The following is a 19569-nucleotide window of genomic DNA, read 5'->3' on the forward strand; positions in this document are numbered from 1 at the left end:
CCTAAGGACTAGCTGAACGGCTCCTGAACTGCCGGTAACTCCTTCAGCTTTAGTCTTTCCATATCCAGTTGTAGCCACAGCCCACTCCCTGTCGGCTAACTTCGTTTCTATTTTTACTTTGGCCCTGGATAAAGACAAGGTCAGACTTGGGGAGTTCTCACCGGGAAGGTATTCTTCGATATACTAATATTTCGATATGCTAATATGTTCAACTTCAACCTTTCAAACGTGCCAGCTTTGAGGATAGGAATTCAAACTTGGCAAAGGGATCCCTTGGGCCAGGCAGATAAGTATTGCAGTTTACAGAAAAAGAGCTTCAGTCCTTTTCTGCCAAGGGATCCCGGCAGCGCTCACAGACAGCCGGTAGATAAAGGGTGTCACGGCGGCCAAACCACTCGTAGCGGTGATCCCGGATCTGGGCATAGCTCCAGTCTCCCAAAAGCTTGAGGCCGGGAAGGTTGTGGTAGAGGGCCAGCCACAGGGATCCGCTGGGCAAGAGGGCGGCAATTTGTTCGACGGCGGCGGAGCCCTGCCAGCGGCGCTGCGGCTGCTCCAGGTCGATCAGGATCATCCCCAATTCCATCTGCTCTGGCGGGATCCCCCACTGGGCCAGGGTAGCTCCATCCTGCATGGGGGCGTAGCGAAACTGCTGGCCGCGATCCAGGCGCTCCAAGAGCTGGACTCCACTGGCGCAGAGGTTGCACAGGCCGTCGTAGATGACCAGGTAGGGCATGTTGGGATCCTCAGGCAGGGGGCTGGGCCAAAATCTGGGCTTGGTAGTCGGCCTCAGAGAGCAGTTGCTGCGGCTGCCGATCTAGGAACAATCGGCCCCTGAGGTGATCGTATTCGTGCTGGAAGATGCGCGCCGGAAAATCCCGCCAGACCACCCGCTGCCGGGATCCCTCAGGGGTGTGGTACTCCACCTCCACCTCGCGGGAACGGGCCACCAGGCCGCGGCAGTTGGGCACGCTCAAGCACCCTTCCCACCCCAGCACCTGCTCCTCGCTGCAAGCTAGGGGGCGGGGGTTAACCATGACCAGCGGCTCCATCTGGGGTGCATCAGGATAGCGAAGGTTGGGACGGGAGGCTACGATGATGACCTGGAGGGGGAATCCCACCTGAGGGGCCGCCAAGCCCACCCCTTGGGCCTCTTTCAAAGTGGCGAGCATCTCTTCAATTAGGTTTTGCAAAGCCGGCGTCCCAAACTCGGCGACCGGCTCAGCCACTTGAGTCAGGATGGGATCCCCTAGCTGGCGCAGGCGTAAAGTCATGGCGATTGCAGGCATTCAAATGCAAACTGCGGCGAACCCTCCTCTCCCCCCAGGCTCCTAGCGGTCTTTGCGGCTGGCTGCCGTTTCCAAAGCCAGCTTGAAGCGCTTCAGCCCCTCCGGGATGGGGATGGGGTAGTGGCCGGTAAAGCAAGCGGAGCAGAAGGAATTGGGATCCCGGCCCGTAGCGGCCAGCATGCCTTCCCAGCTCAGGTAGGCCAAAGAGTCCACCCCGATTTTCTCGGCAATTTCTGCCACCGAATACCTGGCGGCAATCAACTGGTCTTGGCTGTCCGTGTCGATGCCGTAGAAGCAGGGATGGGTAACCGGCGGACTGGAGATGCGCATGTGAACTTCGGTGGCCCCCGCCTGGCGCAGGGCCTTGACGATTTTCTGGCTGGTGGTGCCGCGCACAATCGAGTCGTCCACAATAACAATTCGCTTCCCCCGCAGCACATCTTCCAGGGGGTTGAGCTTCATGCGAATGCCCCGCTCCCGCATCGACTGGGTGGGCTGAATGAAGGTGCGGCCTACATAGCGGTTTTTAATCAGCCCCTCCGTGTAGGGGATCCCTGTCTGGCGGGCATAGCCAATGGCTGCCGGGGTGCCGGAATCGGGCACCGCGATCACCCAGTCGGCCTCTGCCGGAGCTTCCCTGGCCAGTTGTTCTCCCAGCCGCACCCGGTAGGAGTAGAGGCTTTCCCCATGCATGCAACTATCGGGGCGGGCAAAGTAGATCATCTCGAAGATGCACAGTTTAGGGTTGGCCTCCGCCCAGCGCACCGATTGCAGCCCCTGCCGGTCAACCCACACCAGCTCCCCCGGCTCCACCTGGCGCAGATACTCCGCCCCGATGATATCCAACGCACAGGTTTCCGAAGCCAACACGTAGTGCAGCGGCTGGGCTTCGGGGTGGTTGGGCTTGCCGTCGCTGCAGAGGATCCCCAGCATCTGCGGCTGCAGCAGCTCCTGCTTAGCGGGGTTGCGGCTCAAAAACCCCAACACCAGCGGGCGCACGCCGTAGGGATCCCGCGCTCCAATCAGCCCTTCTGGCGTGCCGATGACCAGGCTAAAGGCCCCGCGGCAGCGGCGCAGAGCCTGACAGGTGGCTTCCACCCAGCCTTGGCCCTGATTGACCGCCTGGGCAATGGCGTGGGCAATACACTCCGAGTCGGTGCTGCCGGTGAGGTGGCGGTCGGCAGCTTCCAGCTCTTGCCGCAGCTCTTCGGCGTTGACCAAATTGCCATTGTGGGCCAAAGCCAGCGGCCCCAGGCGGGTTTCCACAATGATCGGCTGAGCGTTGGCGGCGCGGCTGGAGCCGGTGGTGGAGTAGCGGGTGTGGCCCACCGCCAAGTCGCCGCTCAGTTGGCCCAGATTTACCGGGTCAAAAACTTGGGAAACCAACCCCATCGCCTTGTGCACTCGGCAAAAGGCCCCCTCAAAGGTGGCGATGCCCGCCGATTCCTGGCCTCGATGCTGCAGGGCAAACAGCCCAAAATAGGTCAGCTTGGCCACCTCCTCGCCGGGAGCCAGAATGCCAAACACCCCGCAGGCCTCTTTGGGCCCTTCCTGGCTGTTCCAGAATTCAGCAGGTCGCTCTTGCAGCCCTGCTTGCGCTGAAGATGGTTCTGCTCCCGCCTTCGCTGCCATGGATCCCCTCTTGCTGTGGCACTTACCAGTCTAACCTGAGCGCCCTTGAGATCTCACCGCCGAGGCGGATCCCATGCGGTAGATGTCACCCGTAGTGTTTACAAAAAATTGAGGCTCTATCTATAGTGTTAGGAGCACCCGCGAGACTCTGCTTTCGCAGTTGAGGGAGCAGGGCTGTGTGGGTTTTGAGTTGAACGCTGCCGAGACTCAGTTCTCCCAACAAAACCCCAAAGCTTGTGTTATGAGGAGCCAAAGCCCATGAAACAGCAGCCCCCTAGGTTCCGCCAGAGCTGGATGTTCTCCGCAATGAGAGCGAGTGTAGCCGCTTTTGTGTCGTTGTCACTGGTGGCCTGCCAAGAAGATGCCCGCGAACAGCCCTCGGTCACCATTACGCCTGTGCCAGTAACGGTTGTGGCACCGACGCCCACGCCTTTTCTCGTCCCCAGTCCGACGCCTACTCCCGTCCCGACGCCTCTGCTCACCCCGACCCCCACCCCACTCTTGAATCCGTTCCCCAGCCCTTCCCCCACCGCTTCCTTCTCGGCGGAGCCACCTTCGATTGCCGTGGTGGCACTGACGGACGCGCGACAGACGGTTCCCTTCAATGTCTTGGTGGCTGTAACAACTCCTGCGGGTTTGGGCAGCGGCATCAGCTTCCGGGTGGAAATCCGACAAAACCCTCTCACCCTCACGTTTGATTTCACTGCCGCTGCCGCCGGCTGTCAGGTCAACAGCAGAACCTGCATCGGCACCCTTCCCATCACCATTCCGGCCTCTGTCCCTCCTGGAGATTACGAGGTTACGGCCATGGTAGCAGACACTCAAGGCCGCATTGCCTCGGCCAAAGCCCCTTTGCGGGTACTGCCGCCGCCTTCACCCACCCCAACACCAACCCCGACCGGCACGCCCAATCCTTTTCCCTCTGTGTCGCCTTCGCCCAGCCCTTCCCCTCGTCCCAGCCCTTCGCCCACCCCAACGCCTAGGCCCACCTAACCAGCGGAGACAGTTCCTTGGCTGTCTGGGGAGCCGAGGTTGTTTTTGAAATGCTTGCCGGGCAGCAGGTGTTCAAGGTCTGCAAGTTGAGGAGGCTGCTGGGCTCCGGCACGGGGGTAAGCTAGGGTTTGCAAGAGGCGCCGCCGACGTTTCTCCCTCCAGGGATCCCGGAAAAGTTCGGCCAGATTCGGGAATTGGGGTGTTTTCTTGCCAGCCCCTGTAGCAGGCTCAGCCGGCTAGCATAGAGGCTAAACCTGGCTCTGACTGGATCCTGTTTTTATCCTGCTTTAGCCAAGGGGTTGTTAGCAGCAAGAAAATCTGCGACCGACTGTCAAACAACTGTGCTGCCGGGATCAGCGCCCGGAAAGCGCCTTTCAGCTCGGCGCAGCCAACAGCCCCGAACGGCTGCCAAGTTTTTAGTTCGGAGGATAACGATGCGCATTGCTCAGATTGCCCCGTTGCACGAGAGCGTGCCCCCCAAGCTCTACGGCGGCACGGAGCGGGTGGTCTCTTGGCTAACCGAAGAGCTGGTGCGGCGCGGGCACGAGGTGACTCTATTTGCTAGCGGCGACTCTCAGACCCAGGCTCGCTTGATCCCTTTCCGGGAGCGGGCTTTGCGCTTGGATCCCACGGCCATTGATACGGTGGCTCCCCACATCTTGATGGTGGAGAAGGCCTTTCAGATGGCCAACGAGTTCGACATCATCCACGGCCACATCGACTACTATCCCTACGCCCTGGCCCGCCGCCATCCTCAAGTCTCTTTTTTGGCCACCCTACACGGGCGACTGGACATCCCGGAGCTGCAGCCTCTCTACACTGAGTTTCAGGACATTCCGGTGGTCTCCATCTCCAATGCCCAGCGGCGGCCCCTGCCCCAGGCGCGCTGGGTGGGGACGGTCTACCATGGTTTGCCCCTGGATCTCCACCGTTTCTATCCAGAAAAGGGGGATTACCTGGCCTTTCTGGGTCGGGTTTCGCCGGAAAAAGGGCTGGACACGGCCATTGCAATTGCCGCGCGGGCAGGGATGCCGCTGAAAGCTGCTATCAAGATCGACGCGGTGGATCGCCAGTACTACGAGTTGGAAATTAAGCCTTTGGCCAGCCGCCACCCCAATGTGGAGATCGTGGGGGAAATCACCGAACAGGAGAAAAGCGAGTTCTTGGGCAAGGCCTATGCGGTGCTGTTTCCCATCCGCTGGCCGGAGCCTTTTGGGCTGGTGATGATCGAAGCGATGGCCTGCGGCACGCCGGTGATCGCCACCCGCTTTGGCTCGGTGCCTGAGGTGATGGCGGACAGCCGCTCCGGCTTTATTGTCGATTCGGTGGAAGAGGCCGTAGAGGCAATCGAAAAGGTGGGATCCCTTGACCGAGCCGGGGTGCGGCAGGTGTTTGAGGAGCGGTTTAGCGTCGAGAGGATGGTGTCGGAATATGAGGCCCTCTACCGGCAACTGGTGAACGAGCGGCAGGAGATCTCGAAAAAGGTGGCTTAACAGATGCCAACCCTGCCCAGTGGAAGCTGGTGCTGTTTGGGAACCGCTTTTTCGCCTTATTTGGGCCAGATATTGAGAAGACCGAGATGGCCGAAGACATTATTCAGATTCAGGATCAGTACTACATCCGCGCCAGCGCTTCGCTGGTGGAGGCGCGTCCCCACGTCCTCAAGCAGGACAACTGCTTTGCCATCTTTGACCGGCTGGGCAACATGCGCCCCCTCGGCATCCGGGATCACGGCCTGTTTCGGGATGATACCCGCTTTTTGTCGCGGCTGGTCTTGGATTTGCAGGGGAAGCAGTTTTTGTTGCTTAGCTCGGAGGTGCGAGAAGACAAGGATATTCTGGCGGTGGATCTGACCAACCCCGAGTTCACCACCTCGAAGGGGCAGTTTATCGGTCAAGATACCCTGCATGTTCTGCGGACTACTTTTTTGTGGAACAACGTGGCCTACGAGCGGATTCGCATCCACAACTACGGCTCGGAGCCGTTTCGGGTGCCGCTGACCCTGCGCTTTGAGGCCGATTTTGCCGATATGTTTGAGATTCGCGGCATCCGGCGCTCGCAGCGGGGACAAGTGCTGCCACCCCAGGTGAGCTCAGAAGGGGTAACTTTGCGCTACCGCGGCCTGGACGGGGTGGAGCGGCAAACCCGGATCTTGTTTTCTCCTGCGCCGGAGGTGGTCTCGGAAAAGCTGGCGCAGTGGTGGGTGCCGCTGGCGCCCCAGGAGGAGCGGGATTTGGAGGTGCGGGTAGTCTGCAGCTATGGCGGCGAGGAGATCCCGCTCTTGAGCTACCAGGAGGCCCTGCAGGCGGAGCGGGAGCATCGGGCGGCGCTAAGAGCTCTGGCCCACCGCATCGACACTGGCAACGCCCAGTTTAACGAGTGGCTCAACGCCTCGCGGGACGACCTGGTGATGATGCTGGCCCGCACCCCCTACGGGCTCTATCCCCACGCCGGGGTACCTTGGTTTGCCACGGTCTTTGGCCGCGACGCGCTGATCACCGCCTTGGCCACCCTCTGGTGGTTTCCCGATTTGGCACGGGGGGTGCTGCTGTACCTGGCGGCCCACCAGGCCCAGGAGGTGGATCCCAGCCGCGATGCCGAGCCGGGCAAGATCCTGCACGAGCAGCGCTACAGCGAGATGGCCAAGACCCGCGAGATCCCCTTTGGCAATTATTTCGGCAGCATCGACGCCACCCCTTTGTTTGTGGTGCTGGCGGGGCGCTATGTGCGCCGCAGCGGCGATCTCGAGCTGTTGCGGCAGTTGTGGCCGAATATCGAGGCAGCCCTGAGCTGGATGGACACCTACGGGGATCCCGACGGCGACGGCTTTTTGGAGTATGCCGGCAAGGCGCGGCGGGGCCTGCGCAACCAAGGCTGGAAAGATTCGGAAGACGCCATCTTCCATGCCGACGGATCCCTGGCGGAGCCGCCCATTGCCCTGTGCGAGGTGCAGGGCTACGCCTACGAGGCCAAGCGGTTGGCGGCGGAGATGGCGGAGCTGTTGGGGCGGCAGGCGCAGGCAGCCCAGCTGCGACAGCAAGCAGAAAAGCTGCAGCAGCGGTTTTGGGAGCAGTTTTGGTGCGAGGAGCTGGGGGGGTATGTCCTGGCTCTGGACGGGCGCAAGCAGCCCTGCCGCGTGCGCAGCTCCAACATGGGCCACTGCCTGTTTTCCGGGATCGCCCACCCGCAGCATGCCGAGCGCATTGCCCGCCAACTTGTGGAGCCGGCTTTTTTTAGCGGCTGGGGGATCCGCACGCTGGCGGAAGGGGAAGGGCGCTACAACCCCATGTCTTACCACAACGGCTCCATCTGGCCCCACGACAACGCCCTCATTGCAGCCGGGCTCTCCCGCTATGGCTACAAGGCGGAAGCGGCCCAGGTGTTGACGGCCTTGTTCGATGCCAGCCAGTTTCTGGAGCTGCGGCGGCTGCCGGAGCTGTTCTGTGGCTTTCGCCGGCGCCAGCGGGAGGGCCCCACCCTTTACCCCGTGGCCTGTCTGCCCCAGTCTTGGGCGGCAGCCAGCGTGTTCTTGCTGCTGCAGGCCTGCCTGGGGCTGGAGATCGACGGGCTGGCCCAGCGGGTGCACCTGACTCAGCCCACCCTGCCCCTATGGCTGCCTCATGTAACTCTTGAGAACATTCAGGTGGGGCGGGGATCCCTGGACATCGGCCTGTATCTCCAGGCAGGAGGGGTGGGGATCAACGTCCTTAGAAGCACGGGGGAGGTGGAGCTGACGGTGAGGTAGGCTACCGCTCCTGCAGCACGTCCTGGATGGAGAGCTGATCCAGGTTCCAGAGAGGGCCGAGGATGGGGCGGGGATCCACCCCTTGCAGGCGGTTGCGCAGGGCCGAGAGCACCAGGGGATTGAAGGTGCCGATCTGGGGCAGTTGTTCCTGGATGATCACTTGAAAGCGGTCGTAGAGGGCCTTGCGCTTTTCAAAGTCCAGCTCCCGCACCCCTGCGATAAAAATGCGGTCGATCTCCCGCTCCCAATCGCTCACCTCCACCCCTTCGGCGGGGTTGCCGGGCAGATCCCCCAGGTTAAACAGGTGCAGGCGGCCATCGCTGCGCCAGATGTTGGAGCCGTTGTTGGGCTCGGTGCCGCCGCCGCCAAAGCCCAGCAACAAGGTTTCCCAGTCGCGGCTGTCGGTGCGCTGCACCACCGTGTTGAAGGCGATGGGGGTGAAGTCCACGGTGATGCCGATCCGCGCCAGGTCGGCCTTGATCAAGGCGCCGGTGGCCTCCCGCTGGTTGTTGCCGGCGTTGGTGATCAGGCTGAAGCGGACGCGGTTGCCGTCGGGATCCCGCAGGTGGCCTTCGGCGTCGTAGGTATAGCCGGCAGCCAAGAGCAGTTGCCGCGCCTTCTCGGGATCGTAGTCGTAGGTGGGCAGGCCCTCTGCTGGGCTGAGGTAGAAGGGGCTGGCGGGGGAGAAGACCGAGTGCTGGATCTCGCCCAACCCCTGCAGGACGCTCTCGACGTAAAACTGGCGGTTTAGGGCGTGGGCCACCGCCCGGCGGAAGTTCAAATCGTTGAACCAGCGGCTTTTGACGGGATCCACAAAGGGCCGTCCGGTTTGGGGGTTGCGGGCCCGGCTGAGGTTGAAGGCAAAGAAATTGTTGTTGAGGGTGGGGCCGAGATTGTAAATCGTGAACTGATCCCGCTTTTCTTCCCGCTTCAGGAGCTGAAAGTCTCTGCCCCGCACCGAAAACACGTCGGTCTCGCCGGAGCGAAACTGCAACAGGGCCGTATCTTCCGAGTCCACGATGCGCAGGATGACCCGCTCGATGCGCGGGATCCCTTCCCCTTTCCAGTAGTAGGGGTTGGGGCGGTACACCAGCCGCTGGCCGGGGGTATATTCCTGCAAGACGTAGGGGCCGGCCCCCACCAATTCCTGCACCGGCGTGTCAACTCCCCAGGTCTGTAAAAAGAGGGGGTTGCCCTGGCCGTCCACCTGCTCCACGGTGGGCTCCAGAATGTGCTTGGGCAAGAGAGGGGATCCGGCCTGCAACAGGAAGGGGGCGAAGGGCTCCGGCAGGACAAACTCAACCCGCCGCTCGTCCAAGGCCCGCACCTGGGGCAGCGCCCCCGCCTCGCCGATGCGCAACACATCCCGCGCCGAGGTCGGGATCCGCTCGTCGAAGATGATGCGGTTGAAGGTAAAGTCCACATCTGCCGCCGTCAGGGGCTCCCCGTCCGACCAGCGCAGCCCCTCCCGCAAAGTAAAGACATAGCGCAAGCCGTCCTCAGACACTTCCCAGCCTTCCGCCAGCTCCGGCTTGGGCAGGAGGGTATCTTCATCGAGGGTGACCAGGCCCGCCTCTAGGTAGGCGATGGCGTCGCGGCTGGAGCTCTCGGTGGCCAGATAGGTGTTGAAGGTTTTGGGATCCGAGGTAACGGTGGCAATGAGATGGGGCGGGCGGGCGGGAGCAGCACAGGCGCCAAGCCAGAGGAGGAGGATCCCTAGGAATAGGGGAACAAAAAGGCTTCTCTTGAGCTGCTCTGTTGAGGTGGTGTTTTGGCCTGCCATTTCCTTGGCTGAGTATCCGAGCAAGTTTGAAAGGGCCCGCCAGCGCCCCTCACCCCCAGCCCCTCTCCCAATCGAGGCAGCAGGGGGTTGCACGGCAATTGGGGCAAACTTTTGAAGCGGTTGCTTGCCAGTTTGGCAGCTTGGGCAGCGCGATGACCAGGTGCTTCCCAGAAAGCGGCGGCTCAGCGTTCCAGCAACAGGACGACGGCAAAGGCGGCCATGGCTTCTCCCTGGCCGACGGGGCCCAGTTTTTCGTTGGTGGTGGCCTTCACGCCTACTTGTTTGGGCGATAGTTGCATGGCCTCGGCCAGGCGGGCCTGTATGGCGGGGATGTGGGGCTTGAGCTTAGGCTGCTCCGCTACCACGACGCTATCGACATTGGCAATGCGCCAGCCCTCTTGGCCTACCAGTTGCACCACCTGCTGCAAGAGGAGAATGCTGTCTGCCCCCTTCCAGCGCTCGTCTTCGGGGGGAAAGTAGTAGCCGATGTCCCGCAGGGCGGCGGCCCCCAGGAGAGCGTCCATGATGGCGTGGGTGAGCACGTCGGCGTCGCTGTGGCCCAACAGCCCTTTTTCGTAAGGGATCCGGATCCCACCTAGGATCAGGGGGCGCCCCTCGACGAGGCGGTGGATGTCATAGCCCTGGCCAATGCGCACTGTTCCGGCTCCCTTGGGAAAACCATCGAGACCTCTGCCACTTCCTCCCAAGAGCTTGGCTCACGGGGAGAGGACAAGCGGCTTTTGAGAACGACCTCTCTCTATTCTGCCGACTCGAGAGGGGAGTAGCAGATGGGACAAGAAGAGCCACTGTAGCAGTCGAAGCAGATGAGGTGGGATTTCCCGTAGGGATTGGTACAGCGCTTGGCCCACTGATAATCGCTGTAGCTGAGCTCTTTCCCGCAGACATCGCACCTGGGCATCTTTTTTCTCCGAGACTTCTCCCCCTTGCTTAAGGATACAGCGCTAGAGGGATCCCGTCTTCCAGCGGTGCCCAGCCCGGCTGCCAGAGATCCCGGTTCTTGAGGGTGGCGGCGTTGACCCAGAGGCGCACCTGGGGATCGCAGACAGCCCTCAGCTCGGCAAACACCAGCCCCCCTTCTCCCTCTTGGCGGGCGGCGACCTGAAAATGTCGCCAACCCATCACCGGCTGAACGGAAGTCCACTTGGAGCCGAGGAGGTGGGGAAAACGCTGTTTTTGGCGGGGTTTGCTGCGAGCCACGGGACGGACGGGTGCTGGCAATTGTTTTGAGATCGGCCAAGCTTTTTTGACGGTTACAAGAACCCTGGGGAGCAGGCAAAACGAGCAGAAGCCGTCCGCTTTGGATTCTCCTGCGATCGGTATGATCGAAGGGATACCTTTAGCCTATCCAACCATGGGGCAACACTGGCAACGGCTTCAGTTCTTTTCTCGTCAGATATTTTTAAAGGGAGGCCTTCTGTTTCTGATCCTGGCTGGCCTGATCTTGGCAACAGGACTGCCCCTGGTCGCGTCCAGCGCTTGGGCGGCCACCCAGCCGGCACTATCCGGCAAACTGACGGGGCCGGAGTGGCGCCAGGCGGATCCTGAGGCCAAGCAGGCCTTTTGTCGCAAAGCCTTTCAGGCCTTTCGGGCCTCTCCTGCCCAGAGCTACATCATCAGCTCCAACGTGCAGGCTTTGACCCCAGAAGGTTTGTGTCAGCGGCTGGATCAGTTCTATCAGTACGCCATCCACGACGAGATCCCGCTCAACCAGGCAGCCAACATTGCCCCCCTGCTTTTTTCAGATCAGCCCCTGGAGCAGCCCTGATCCGATAGGGATCCGGAAAACCGCCGGCAAACGGATCCCGGCGCCTGAGGGAACCGCTTGAAACAGGCGCGCTCTTCTGGGCCCCGTTCCTGGGGCAGGCCTTGCTGCTAGGGTCGATAATAGAACTGTTCTCTTGCGGATCTCAAGTTTTCTATGGCCGGCTCCGTCATTTCTCCTGAAAACCTGCTGGATCTCTGCGAACAGGGTGTGCAAAAGGCTTTGGCTGCCGGAGCTGACCAAGCAGAGGTGTTCGCCAACTCAGGCCGCGAGACGGAAGTCACCTTTGAGAAAAATGACCTCAACCTGGCCCGCAGCAGCAGCGAGACCCTGTTCGGCATCCGGGTTTTCTGCGGCGGCAGGCTGGGCTTTGCCACCTCCAACCGCCCTGAGGATCTGGCGGAGACGGCTGCTGAGGCGGTGGCCATGGCCAAGGCTTCGCCGGCGGATCCCCTCAACGGCCTGCCAGATCCCCAGCCCCTGCCCCAGGTGCCTTTTGCCCTCGACCCGGGCCTGCTGGAACTGGATGCCGCCGAGCTGACGCAACTGGGATCCCAACTGGTGGAGTGGGTGCGCTCCCAAGACCCGCGCATCACCATCGACAGCGGCTCGTTCAGCGTAGAAGAGGATACCGTGGCCATTGCTTCTTCCACCGGCATCCGCGCCAACTACCACAGCGTCGAGGCGGGCGGATCCCTGTTCGGCATGGCCATCGATGGGGACGAGGTGGGCAGCTTTGCCTACGACGGCGACAGCGTCCAGAAGCGGGCGGATCTGGTGCCGGCGCTGGAGCGGGCTTTTGAACGCTTTGTCCAGAAATGTGTGGGGGCCTTGGGAGCTACCGAGGGAGAGAGCTTCCGCGGCCCCATCGTCCTGCCGCCGGATGTGGTGGAAGAGTTTCTGGGGGATCTCCTCTTTGTGCTGGGGGCGGACGCGGTGCGCAAAGGCAAAAGCCCGCTGGCGCAGAAGATGGGATCCCTGATCGCCAGCCCCCTGTTGACGTTGGTTTCCGAGGGGCTGGGCTTGCCTGGCTACCCCATCGAGCCCTTCGACCGCGAGGGGATCCCCCGCCAAATTACCCCCCTGATCCATGAAGGGATCCTCTGCAACTTCATGTACAACAGCTACGAAGGCCGGGCTGCCGGGATCCCGTCCAACGGCCATGCCACAGGGGGGGCGGGCAGCTTGCCGGGCGTGGGGCCGGCCTGTTTGAGCGTGGCCCCGGGGACAACCCCTTTGTCTGAGCTGTATGCGATGGAGCGGGGCATTATCGTCACCCGGCTTTCCGGCAGCAGCAACCCCATCACTGGCGATTTTTCCGGGGTGGTGAAGGGGGGCTTTTTGGTTAAAGGCGGCGAAAAACGCCCCATCCTGGAGACCACCATTGCCGGCAACCTCTACGATTGTTTGCGCAATATCTCCGCCATCTCACAAGAGGTAACCGTTTTCAACGGCACCACCGCTTTTCCCGCCCTGCGCATCGAAGATGTGTCGGTAACGGCGGGCTAACGTAAAGTCGGTTGGGCATTCTGAAAGGGCAGGCTGGCAAGCCTGTGAGCAGGCAAAGGCAAGCTGAGGGATCATGATGTGGCCAACGGAAGGTCGGCAACGCGCCATCATCGAGGCGGTGACGCCGGAAATCGACGGCGGGCGCTACGCCATCAAGCGGACGGTGGGGGAGTATGTGGTGGTGGAGGCGGACATCTTCGCCGATGGCCACGACCAACTCTCGGCGGTGCTCAGTTTCCGCCAGGCCGGGGCAACCGACTGGGAGGAGATCTTCATGGAGCCCCTCGGCAACGACCGCTGGCGGGCCCAGTTCCAGGTCACGCAAATCGGCCAAGCTTTCTACCGGATTCTGGCCTGGGTGGATCCCTTCAAAACCTGGCAGCAGGATCTGCACAAGCGGGTGGCTGCCGAGCAGGATGTGGCGGTGGAGCTGTTGATCGGGGCGGAGCTCGTGGAGCGGGCCGCCCAGGCTCAAAGCGGGGATCTGGCGGCGAAGTTGCGCAACTACGCCCAAATGCTCCGCCAAGGCGGGGATCCAGCTATCGAGATCGCCCTTTCCCCGACGCTGGGATCCCTGATGCAGCTCTACGGCGAGCGCCGCTTCGTCACCGCCTACCCGGAGCGACGGGTCTGGGTGGATCCGGAGAAGGCCCGCTTCAGCACCTGGTACGAGCTGTTTCCCCGCTCCTGTGGCCCTGACGAGCACACCCACGGCACCTTCCAGGATGTGATCGCCCGCCTGCCGCAGATTGCCGAGATGGGCTTTGATGTGCTTTACCTGCCCCCCATCCACCCCATCGGGCGCACCTTCCGCAAGGGCAAAAACAACGCCATGACGGCGGAGCCGGATGACGTGGGCTCCCCCTGGGCCATCGGCGGGCCAGAAGGCGGGCACAAGGCCATCCATCCCCAACTGGGATCCCTGGAGGATTTTCATCGCTTGGTGGCGGAGGCCAAAAAATTCAACATCGACATCGCCCTCGATATCGCCTTCCAGTGTTCGCCAGATCACCCCTATGTGAAAGAGCACCCGGAATGGTTTAAAAAGCGGCCCGACGGCACCATTCAATATGCGGAAAACCCGCCCAAGAAGTACCAAGATATCTACCCTCTCGACTTTGAGACGGAAAACTGGCAGGCCCTCTGGGAGGAGTTAAAAAGCGTTATCGAATACTGGATCGACCAAGGGGTAACCATCTTTCGGGTGGATAATCCCCACACCAAAGCCTTTGGCTTCTGGGAGTGGTGCATCGGCGAGATCAAGGCCAAGCACCCGGAGACAATCTTTTTATCCGAAGCCTTTACGCGCCCCAAGCTGATGAAATCCTTGGCCAAGCTGGGCTTCACCCAATCCTATACCTACTTCACCTGGCGCAACGACAAATGGGGCCTGACCGAGTACTTCACCGAGCTCACCCAAACCCCGATGCGGGAGTACTACCGCCCCAACCTCTGGCCCAACACGCCGGATATTCTGAACGAGTTTTTGCAAAAGGGGGGACGCCCGGCTTTTATGCTGCGCCTCATCCTGGCGGCTACGCTGGGGGCCAGCTACGGCATCTACGGCCCCGCTTTTGAACTCTGTGAAAACCGCCCGCTCCGCCCCGGCAGCGAAGAGTATCTGGACTCAGAAAAATACCAAATCCGCCACTGGGATCTGGACGCGCCGGATAACTTGCGGCCTCTGATCGCGCAGGTGAACCAGATCCGGCGGCAAAACCCGGCTTTGCAAAGCGACTGGAGCCTGGTGTTTCACCCCACCGACAACGAGGCCCTGATCTGCTACTCCAAGCGCATCTTTGATGGCAGCAACCGGATTTTGGTGGCGGTGAATCTGGATCCGTTTCACATTCAATCTGGCTGGGTCACCCTCAACCTGGGGGCTTTGGGTTTGGAACACTGGCAAACTTTCAAGGTGATCGACCTCTTGGACGGCCAGCAGTACTCCTGGCAGGGATCCACCAACTACATCAAGCTGGATCCCTGGACGATGCCGGCCCATATTTTTCTCGTCGAAAGCTGAAGCCCGATACCAGCAGTGCAGTGATCTCATCCACGAAAGCCGCGGAGTTGTCTCGATGGGCCAAGAGATTGCCTCCCTCAGCTTTGGCGCAGAGGACTTTGCCGAGTTCAAAGCTCGGCTGCAGCAGGAGACGGATCTGCTGGACCGCTGGCTGGCCGGCCTGCCGGGGCTGGATCCCATTTGCCGGCCTTTTGCCCAGGGATCCCCGGTGGGCGGGTTTGAGCTGGAAGCTTGGCTGGTCACCCCCCAGGGAGATCCGGCCCCGATCAACTCAGCCTACCTGGAGGCCGTCAACGACCCGCTGGTGGTGCCGGAACTGGCCCGCTTCAACATCGAGCTCAACAGCCGGCCCCAGGTTTTGGTTGCATCCGCTCTGCAGCAGCTCCGCCAAGAGCTGGAACAGAGGTGGGATCGCTGTTGCCGAGTGGCCGAGCAACTGCAGGCAGGGCTGATGACCATCGGCATTTTACCCACGCTGCAGCAGCAGCAGCTAACCTTGGAGATGATCTCCCCCCGCAAACGCTATCTGGCCCTCAACGAGCAGATCCTGAACCTGCACCGGCGCGAGCAATCCTCGGGGATCCCGCCCCTGGGGCTAGATATCGAAGGACCGGCTGGGCGGTTGCGGGTCACCCACCCAAACGTCATGCTGGAGGCAGCCACCACCTCTTTTCAAATCCATCTGCAGGTGGCCCCCCACCAAGCGGCCCGTTACTTCAACGCTTCCCTGCTCGTGTCGGCCCCCTTGGTAGCGCTGGCGGCCAATTCTCCCTATCTGTTCGGGCACGACCTATGGGCGGAAACCCGCATCCCTGTGTTTGAGCAGGCGTTGGATGGCCCACCCCCCCTTGCCCCCACCCACCAACCTCGCGTCACCTTTGGGCAAGGCTATGTGCAAGAGTCCCTGATGGAGTTGTTCTGGGAAAATCTACGCTGCTATCCGGTGGTGTTGCCGCAGAGGCTGGCCTCACCTCCTACTGAGCTAGCCCATCTGCGCTTGCACAACGGCACCATCTGGCGCTGGAACCGCCCTCTGGTGGGGGTGGATCCCTATCCCCATCTGCGCATTGAACAGCGGGTGGCTGCAGCAGGTCCCACTCTACCCGACATGATCGCCAATGCCGCCTTCTACTTTGGCCTGGTGCAAGCTCTGGGATCCCAGCCCGTCCCCCCCGAGCAGGAGCTGAGCTTTGCCCAGTGCCGCGCCAATTTCTACACGGCGGCCCGCTGGGGTCTGGAGGCCCCCATCACTTGGCTCAAGGGTTGGCAGGGATCCCTGCGCCAATTGCTGCTGGAAGAGCTGATCCCCCAAGCAGAGGCGGGTTTGGTTCAACTGGATCTGGCCCCCTCCGATATTCAGGAGTACCTGGGCATTCTCCGCGCCCGGGTGGAGTCGGGGCAGAATGGGGCCACCTGGCAGCGCCGCTATGTGGCTCGGCATGGTAAAGATATGCAACAATTAACCTGTGCCTACTGGGAACGGCAGCGGCAAGGCCAACCGGTACACACCTGGGATCTCAGCTAGGGCTCTCTCCACAGCCGGTTGTACCAGCGGTGGGCCACCGCGGCGGCAGGGCGGATCCCTGGCCCGCATCTCGAGTGGGCAAACTCTCTCTCAGATGGCCTTGTTGCGACCCGAGCTACCGCAGCGAAACGGTTCATTCGCGACCAAGGACTTCGTTGGACTTCTGCTCCCTCCTACCCCAGGGAGAGAGGCCAAAAGCCAGAAGTTTGAGTCGAGCCTCTTAGCCCAAACAGTATGCTCACCGTTCTCGATCATCTACCGGATCAACTGCTGGATCTAGAGGCCCATCAGCTTTACGACCGATTGGGTGGGCCAACCCTCATCCATCTGCCGGGGCGACGGGATCCCGCCCTGTTTGTCTCTGTGCTGCTGCACGGCAACGAAACCACCGGTTGGCAGGCGGTGCGGCAGCTCCTCCGCCACCACGCCCAGCGGGAATTGCCCCGTTCTCTGTCTCTCTTCATCGGCAATGTGCGGGCCGCCCGCTACGGGCAACGGCGCCTGGACGGCCAACCGGACTACAACCGCATCTGGGGCCCCGGCTCCACCCCCGAGCACGCCATGGCCCAGGCCGTCCTGCAGCAGATGCAGCAGCGGGGCGTGTTTGCCAGCGTCGATATTCACAACAACACCGGCACCAACCCCCACTACGCCTGTGTCAATTACTTGGATGCCTCTACCCTGCACCTGGCCACCTTGTTTGGGCGCACCGTCCTCTACTTCACCAAGCCGGAAGGGGTGCAGAGCATGGCCTTTGGGCGCTTCTGCCCGGCGGTAACCCTGGAATGTGGCAAGCCGGATCAGCCCCACGGCACCCAACATGCCTGCGAATTTCTGGAAGCCTGCCTGCACCTGTCGGCGCTGCCGCAACGCCCCGTCCTCAGCCAGGATATCGACCTGTTCCACAGCGTCGCCATCGTCAAGATCCCAGACGAGGTAAGCTTCGGCTTTGGGGAAGAGGCGGGCGACCCGCACCTGCGCTTTCCCCCCGATTTGGATCTCCTCAATTTTCGGGAGCTCCCTCCCCACACCCGCATCGGCTGGACGAACAACGGCTTCCACCTGGAGGTACAAGACGAGCAGGGCCAAGATGTGGCGGATCGCTTCTTCTATGCCCAAGATGGCGAAATTCGCACCCGCGTGCCCATCATGCCCGGCATGCTCACCCTCAACAGCCGCATCATCCGCCAAGATTGCCTCTGCTACTTGATGGAGCGCTACTCCCTGGCTGGCTAAACTTCCGCGCTACTCTCGGGCGCAGTCTACGTGGCGCCAGCGACGGACGTTCTCGCCTAGCTCGATTGGCCCATCCCCGCAAGAGGCAACAAGGCAAGCTCTTGTCCAGAAGCCGGGCTTGCTGCAGAATGGGCTAGGAACGGCGAAGCAGCCACTCTCCGGCTGTGTGAAGATCCTGAGTAAGCAGCAACTCTGAGAAATCATCCAGGGATCCTGTCCTGCTGGCGTGAGCGGAGGTTTTTGCCCCAGTCCGTCAGGGCTTAGCGGGAGAAGGTATACCTGGGTTTATTCTGGACATAGCCGTTCTTCCGGAGTTGTACCCCGCCCAAAGCGAAACCCAAACCCCAAAAAAGCTTCGCTCTTCGGGATCCCAGCAGTTGCTAACTCTGGAAGCTCTTGTTACTCCGTTGATGAGAGGGGGATGAAACTATGGATATGGATCTCCGTCCGCTGATCGTCCTGGCACCCATTGTTTTGGTGGTTGGCTGGGCCGCTTACAACATCATCAAGGCTGCCATCAAGGGGGAAGCCAAGCTCTTCGGCGAAAGGGGCAACAACCCCTTTGGCAAGAGCGGGAGTTGAAGGTGGGATCCGGTTGCAGCCGATAGGCCCTGTATGTCAGACGAAAATCTCCAGGGGGCAAGGCCAGGCCTGGGCAACGCAAAGTCGGCGGACGTCGTTGTCGTCGGGGCCGGGGTGGCTGGCCTAGCCTGCGCACGGCAACTGCGGCGGGCGGGGCTGGAGGTCTTGGTGCTGGAGAAATCGGTGGGTTTGGGTGGGCGCATGGCCACCCGGCGGGTTGAGCATGCCGGACAAACAGTGCCTGTAGATCACGGGGTTCAATACCTGACCGCCGATTCCGACAGCTTTTATCGCTGGCTGAAGGAGCTATTGGGCCTGGGGCTGCTGAGGGAATGGACGCGCTCGTTGCACCTGCTGGATCGAGAGGGGTTGCGCCCAGAGGACTCCAACGCCGAGAAACCCCGCTACATCTGCCCACAGGGCATGACGACGCTGGCCAAACAGCTAGCCACCTCCTTGTCCATCCACACCCAGACGCGTGTGGTCGGCCTCAGGCCGCTGGCAACCACCTGGCAATTACAGGCCGAAAACGGCCAGTGCTACGAGGCCGCGGCAGTGGTGATGGCAATCCCAGCTCCCCAGTTGTTGCCTTTGCTGCAAGAGGGGATCCCTCCTGCCGACAACCTGCTCTCTCTGCCGGGATCCGCCGCCTACCAGCCCTGCATTGCCGTTTTGGCCGGCTATTCAAAGAGCACGCCGCTGCCGCCTTGGAAGGGGATCAAGTGTTTGCAGGATCCGATGCTGGCCTGGCTGGCCCTGGACAGCAGCAAGCGCCTACAGCCCTTGCCGCCGCTGGTGGTCTTGCACGGGGGGGCGGAGTGGTCGTCGCGGTATCTGGATGCCGGCCCCGCCGAGTTGGAAAAAGCTGGTCGAGAACTGCTGGATCACGCCGCCAAACGGCTGGATCCCTGGCTGGCCTCGCCGCAATGGATGCAGGTGCATCGCTGGCGCTACGCTTTTCCTGTGGAAACGATAGGTTTGGCCAGCCTGGGCACCCACGTCCCTGCCGGTGCCGGCAAGGGGTTGCCGTTGGTCTGTGCCGGCGATTGGTGTGCCGGGGAGCGAGTAGAAGGCGCCTGGCTCTCCGGCCAGGATGCTGCTAAAACCTTGCTGGAAATGCTGGGGATCCCTGCGCACGCCCGCTAACGGCGCCATCAGAACCTCCGGGGTACTCCTGCCACAGCGCAGCTTGGCGGGATGGGGGATAGGCGGTGAGACGAAGGGGTTCAATGCCCCTGAGTCTCACAATCTGGGCGTTGCCTGCTGCTCGACATACTTCTTCAACTCCTCAACGGTGACCCCACCACAAGAGGCAACAAAATAGGCCCCTGTCCAAAATACAGGCTTGCTGTAGAACCGTGCCACCTCTGTGGCGAACTCTTTGCGAATCAACCGGCTGGAGACTGTTTTCAGGTTGTTCACCAGCTTTGAGACCTGGACATCCGGCGGAAAACTCACCAACAGATGCACAT

General features: G+C 61.5%; 16 protein-coding genes and 1 pseudogene. 10 read left to right on the plus strand and 7 right to left on the minus strand.

Going from position 1 to position 19569, the window contains the following annotated elements:
- Positions 1-316: 316 nt before the first annotated feature.
- Genes SYN60AY4M2_RS06495 through purF form a run of 3 tightly spaced genes read right to left on the minus strand, consistent with a single transcriptional unit; the run spans position 317 to position 2918 of the window.
- A complete protein-coding gene (locus SYN60AY4M2_RS06495) occupies positions 317-733 on the minus strand; it encodes a DCC1-like thiol-disulfide oxidoreductase family protein (RefSeq protein ID WP_099812550.1) in 417 nt (138 codons plus the stop codon).
- 10 nt (positions 734-743) lie between these two features.
- The gene (def, locus tag SYN60AY4M2_RS06500) at positions 744-1271 is read right to left on the minus strand and encodes a peptide deformylase (RefSeq protein WP_099813276.1); all 528 of its coding nucleotides are present in this window, start codon (positions 1269-1271) and stop codon (positions 744-746) included.
- A 57-nt stretch (positions 1272-1328) separates the two neighbouring features.
- Positions 1329-2918, minus strand: coding sequence for an amidophosphoribosyltransferase (gene purF, locus SYN60AY4M2_RS06505; RefSeq protein ID WP_099812551.1), 1590 nt, complete (start codon positions 2916-2918; stop codon positions 1329-1331).
- A 306-nt stretch (positions 2919-3224) separates the two neighbouring features.
- Here purF and SYN60AY4M2_RS14065 point away from each other — a divergent pair, with 306 nt between their 5' ends.
- From SYN60AY4M2_RS14065 to SYN60AY4M2_RS06520, 3 genes are all read left to right on the plus strand, one after another.
- Positions 3225-3911 carry a hypothetical protein gene (locus SYN60AY4M2_RS14065; protein ID WP_168173319.1) on the plus strand — a complete coding sequence of 229 codons (687 nt, stop codon included), beginning with the start codon at positions 3225-3227 and terminating at the stop codon, positions 3909-3911.
- A gap of 434 nt (positions 3912-4345) precedes the next feature.
- Complete coding sequence (locus tag SYN60AY4M2_RS06515) at positions 4346-5404, plus strand: glycosyltransferase family 4 protein (RefSeq protein WP_099812553.1); 1059 nt, start codon at positions 4346-4348, stop codon at positions 5402-5404.
- 86 nt (positions 5405-5490) lie between these two features.
- Complete coding sequence (locus SYN60AY4M2_RS06520) at positions 5491-7656, plus strand: amylo-alpha-1,6-glucosidase (protein WP_099813277.1); 2166 nt, start codon at positions 5491-5493, stop codon at positions 7654-7656.
- Between the two features lies 1 nt (position 7657).
- On the opposite strand, the gene SYN60AY4M2_RS06525 is transcribed toward SYN60AY4M2_RS06520, so the two are convergent.
- The 3 genes from SYN60AY4M2_RS06525 to SYN60AY4M2_RS06535 all read right to left on the minus strand — a co-directional run bounded on the left by SYN60AY4M2_RS06525 (position 7658) and on the right by SYN60AY4M2_RS06535 (position 10657).
- Positions 7658-9439 carry an ABC transporter substrate-binding protein gene (locus SYN60AY4M2_RS06525; protein ID WP_099813278.1) on the minus strand — a complete coding sequence of 594 codons (1782 nt, stop codon included), beginning with the start codon at positions 9437-9439 and terminating at the stop codon, positions 7658-7660.
- Positions 9440-9621: 182 nt separating this feature from the next.
- Positions 9622-10095 (minus strand): 2-C-methyl-D-erythritol 2,4-cyclodiphosphate synthase, encoded by a 474-nt coding sequence (gene ispF / locus SYN60AY4M2_RS06530; protein ID WP_011429179.1) that lies wholly within the window; start codon positions 10093-10095, stop codon positions 9622-9624.
- Positions 10096-10387: 292 nt separating this feature from the next.
- Positions 10388-10657: a TIGR02450 family Trp-rich protein gene (locus tag SYN60AY4M2_RS06535; protein ID WP_011429178.1), complete on the minus strand. Its 270-nt coding sequence runs from the start codon at positions 10655-10657 to the stop codon at positions 10388-10390.
- A gap of 244 nt (positions 10658-10901) precedes the next feature.
- On the opposite strand from SYN60AY4M2_RS06535, the gene SYN60AY4M2_RS06540 reads away from it, so the two are divergent.
- The 7 genes from SYN60AY4M2_RS06540 (at position 10902) to SYN60AY4M2_RS06570 (ending at position 19243) form a co-directional block, all read left to right on the plus strand.
- The gene (locus SYN60AY4M2_RS06540) at positions 10902-11225 is read left to right on the plus strand and encodes a hypothetical protein (RefSeq protein WP_143596990.1); all 324 of its coding nucleotides are present in this window, start codon (positions 10902-10904) and stop codon (positions 11223-11225) included.
- Between the two features lie 153 nt (positions 11226-11378).
- Positions 11379-12731, plus strand: coding sequence for a TldD/PmbA family protein (locus tag SYN60AY4M2_RS06545; protein ID WP_099812554.1), 1353 nt, complete (start codon positions 11379-11381; stop codon positions 12729-12731).
- A 73-nt stretch (positions 12732-12804) separates the two neighbouring features.
- On the plus strand, positions 12805-14754 hold the full coding sequence (locus SYN60AY4M2_RS06550; RefSeq protein ID WP_240527757.1) for an alpha-1,4-glucan--maltose-1-phosphate maltosyltransferase: 1950 nt from the start codon (positions 12805-12807) through the stop codon (positions 14752-14754).
- A gap of 55 nt (positions 14755-14809) precedes the next feature.
- Positions 14810-16279: a glutamate-cysteine ligase family protein gene (locus SYN60AY4M2_RS06555; RefSeq protein WP_099812556.1), complete on the plus strand. Its 1470-nt coding sequence runs from the start codon at positions 14810-14812 to the stop codon at positions 16277-16279.
- A gap of 234 nt (positions 16280-16513) precedes the next feature.
- Entirely contained in the window at positions 16514-17515 is a 1002-nt protein-coding gene (locus SYN60AY4M2_RS06560) for a M14 family metallopeptidase (RefSeq protein WP_099812557.1), read from the plus strand.
- Between the two features lie 435 nt (positions 17516-17950).
- On the plus strand, positions 17951-18097 hold the full coding sequence (locus tag SYN60AY4M2_RS06565; protein WP_206336868.1) for a photosystem II protein Y: 147 nt from the start codon (positions 17951-17953) through the stop codon (positions 18095-18097).
- 33 nt (positions 18098-18130) lie between these two features.
- Positions 18131-19243 carry an FAD-dependent oxidoreductase gene (locus SYN60AY4M2_RS06570; RefSeq protein WP_011429170.1) on the plus strand — a complete coding sequence of 371 codons (1113 nt, stop codon included), beginning with the start codon at positions 18131-18133 and terminating at the stop codon, positions 19241-19243.
- 96 nt (positions 19244-19339) lie between these two features.
- Here SYN60AY4M2_RS06570 and tnpA read toward each other — a convergent pair.
- Positions 19340-19569 (minus strand): annotated as a pseudogene (gene tnpA, locus SYN60AY4M2_RS06575) (IS200/IS605-like element ISSoc3 family transposase); the annotation flags it as partial.

The organism is Synechococcus sp. 60AY4M2, assembly GCF_002760375.1.
Lineage (GTDB): Bacteria > Cyanobacteriota > Cyanobacteriia > Thermostichales > Thermostichaceae > Thermostichus.

Bases quoted from the DNA above. Each gene is read 5' to 3' on its own strand.
- SYN60AY4M2_RS06495 (WP_099812550.1), bottom strand. From the start codon at position 733: ATGCCCTACCTGGTCATCTACGACGGCCTGTGCAACCTCTGCGCCAGT.
- def (WP_099813276.1), bottom strand. From the start codon at position 1,271: ATGACTTTACGCCTGCGCCAGCTAGGGGATCCCATCCTGACTCAAGTG.
- purF (WP_099812551.1), bottom strand. From the start codon at position 2,918: ATGGCAGCGAAGGCGGGAGCAGAACCATCTTCAGCGCAAGCAGGGCTG.
- SYN60AY4M2_RS14065 (WP_168173319.1), top strand. From the start codon at position 3,225: ATGAGAGCGAGTGTAGCCGCTTTTGTGTCGTTGTCACTGGTGGCCTGC.
- SYN60AY4M2_RS06515 (WP_099812553.1), top strand. From the start codon at position 4,346: ATGCGCATTGCTCAGATTGCCCCGTTGCACGAGAGCGTGCCCCCCAAG.
- SYN60AY4M2_RS06520 (WP_099813277.1), top strand. From the start codon at position 5,491: ATGGCCGAAGACATTATTCAGATTCAGGATCAGTACTACATCCGCGCC.
- SYN60AY4M2_RS06525 (WP_099813278.1), bottom strand. From the start codon at position 9,439: ATGGCAGGCCAAAACACCACCTCAACAGAGCAGCTCAAGAGAAGCCTT.
- SYN60AY4M2_RS06545 (WP_099812554.1), top strand. From the start codon at position 11,379: ATGGCCGGCTCCGTCATTTCTCCTGAAAACCTGCTGGATCTCTGCGAA.
- SYN60AY4M2_RS06550 (WP_240527757.1), top strand. From the start codon at position 12,805: ATGATGTGGCCAACGGAAGGTCGGCAACGCGCCATCATCGAGGCGGTG.
- SYN60AY4M2_RS06555 (WP_099812556.1), top strand. From the start codon at position 14,810: ATGGGCCAAGAGATTGCCTCCCTCAGCTTTGGCGCAGAGGACTTTGCC.
- SYN60AY4M2_RS06560 (WP_099812557.1), top strand. From the start codon at position 16,514: ATGCTCACCGTTCTCGATCATCTACCGGATCAACTGCTGGATCTAGAG.
- SYN60AY4M2_RS06565 (WP_206336868.1), top strand. From the start codon at position 17,951: ATGGATCTCCGTCCGCTGATCGTCCTGGCACCCATTGTTTTGGTGGTT.
- SYN60AY4M2_RS06570 (WP_011429170.1), top strand. From the start codon at position 18,131: ATGTCAGACGAAAATCTCCAGGGGGCAAGGCCAGGCCTGGGCAACGCA.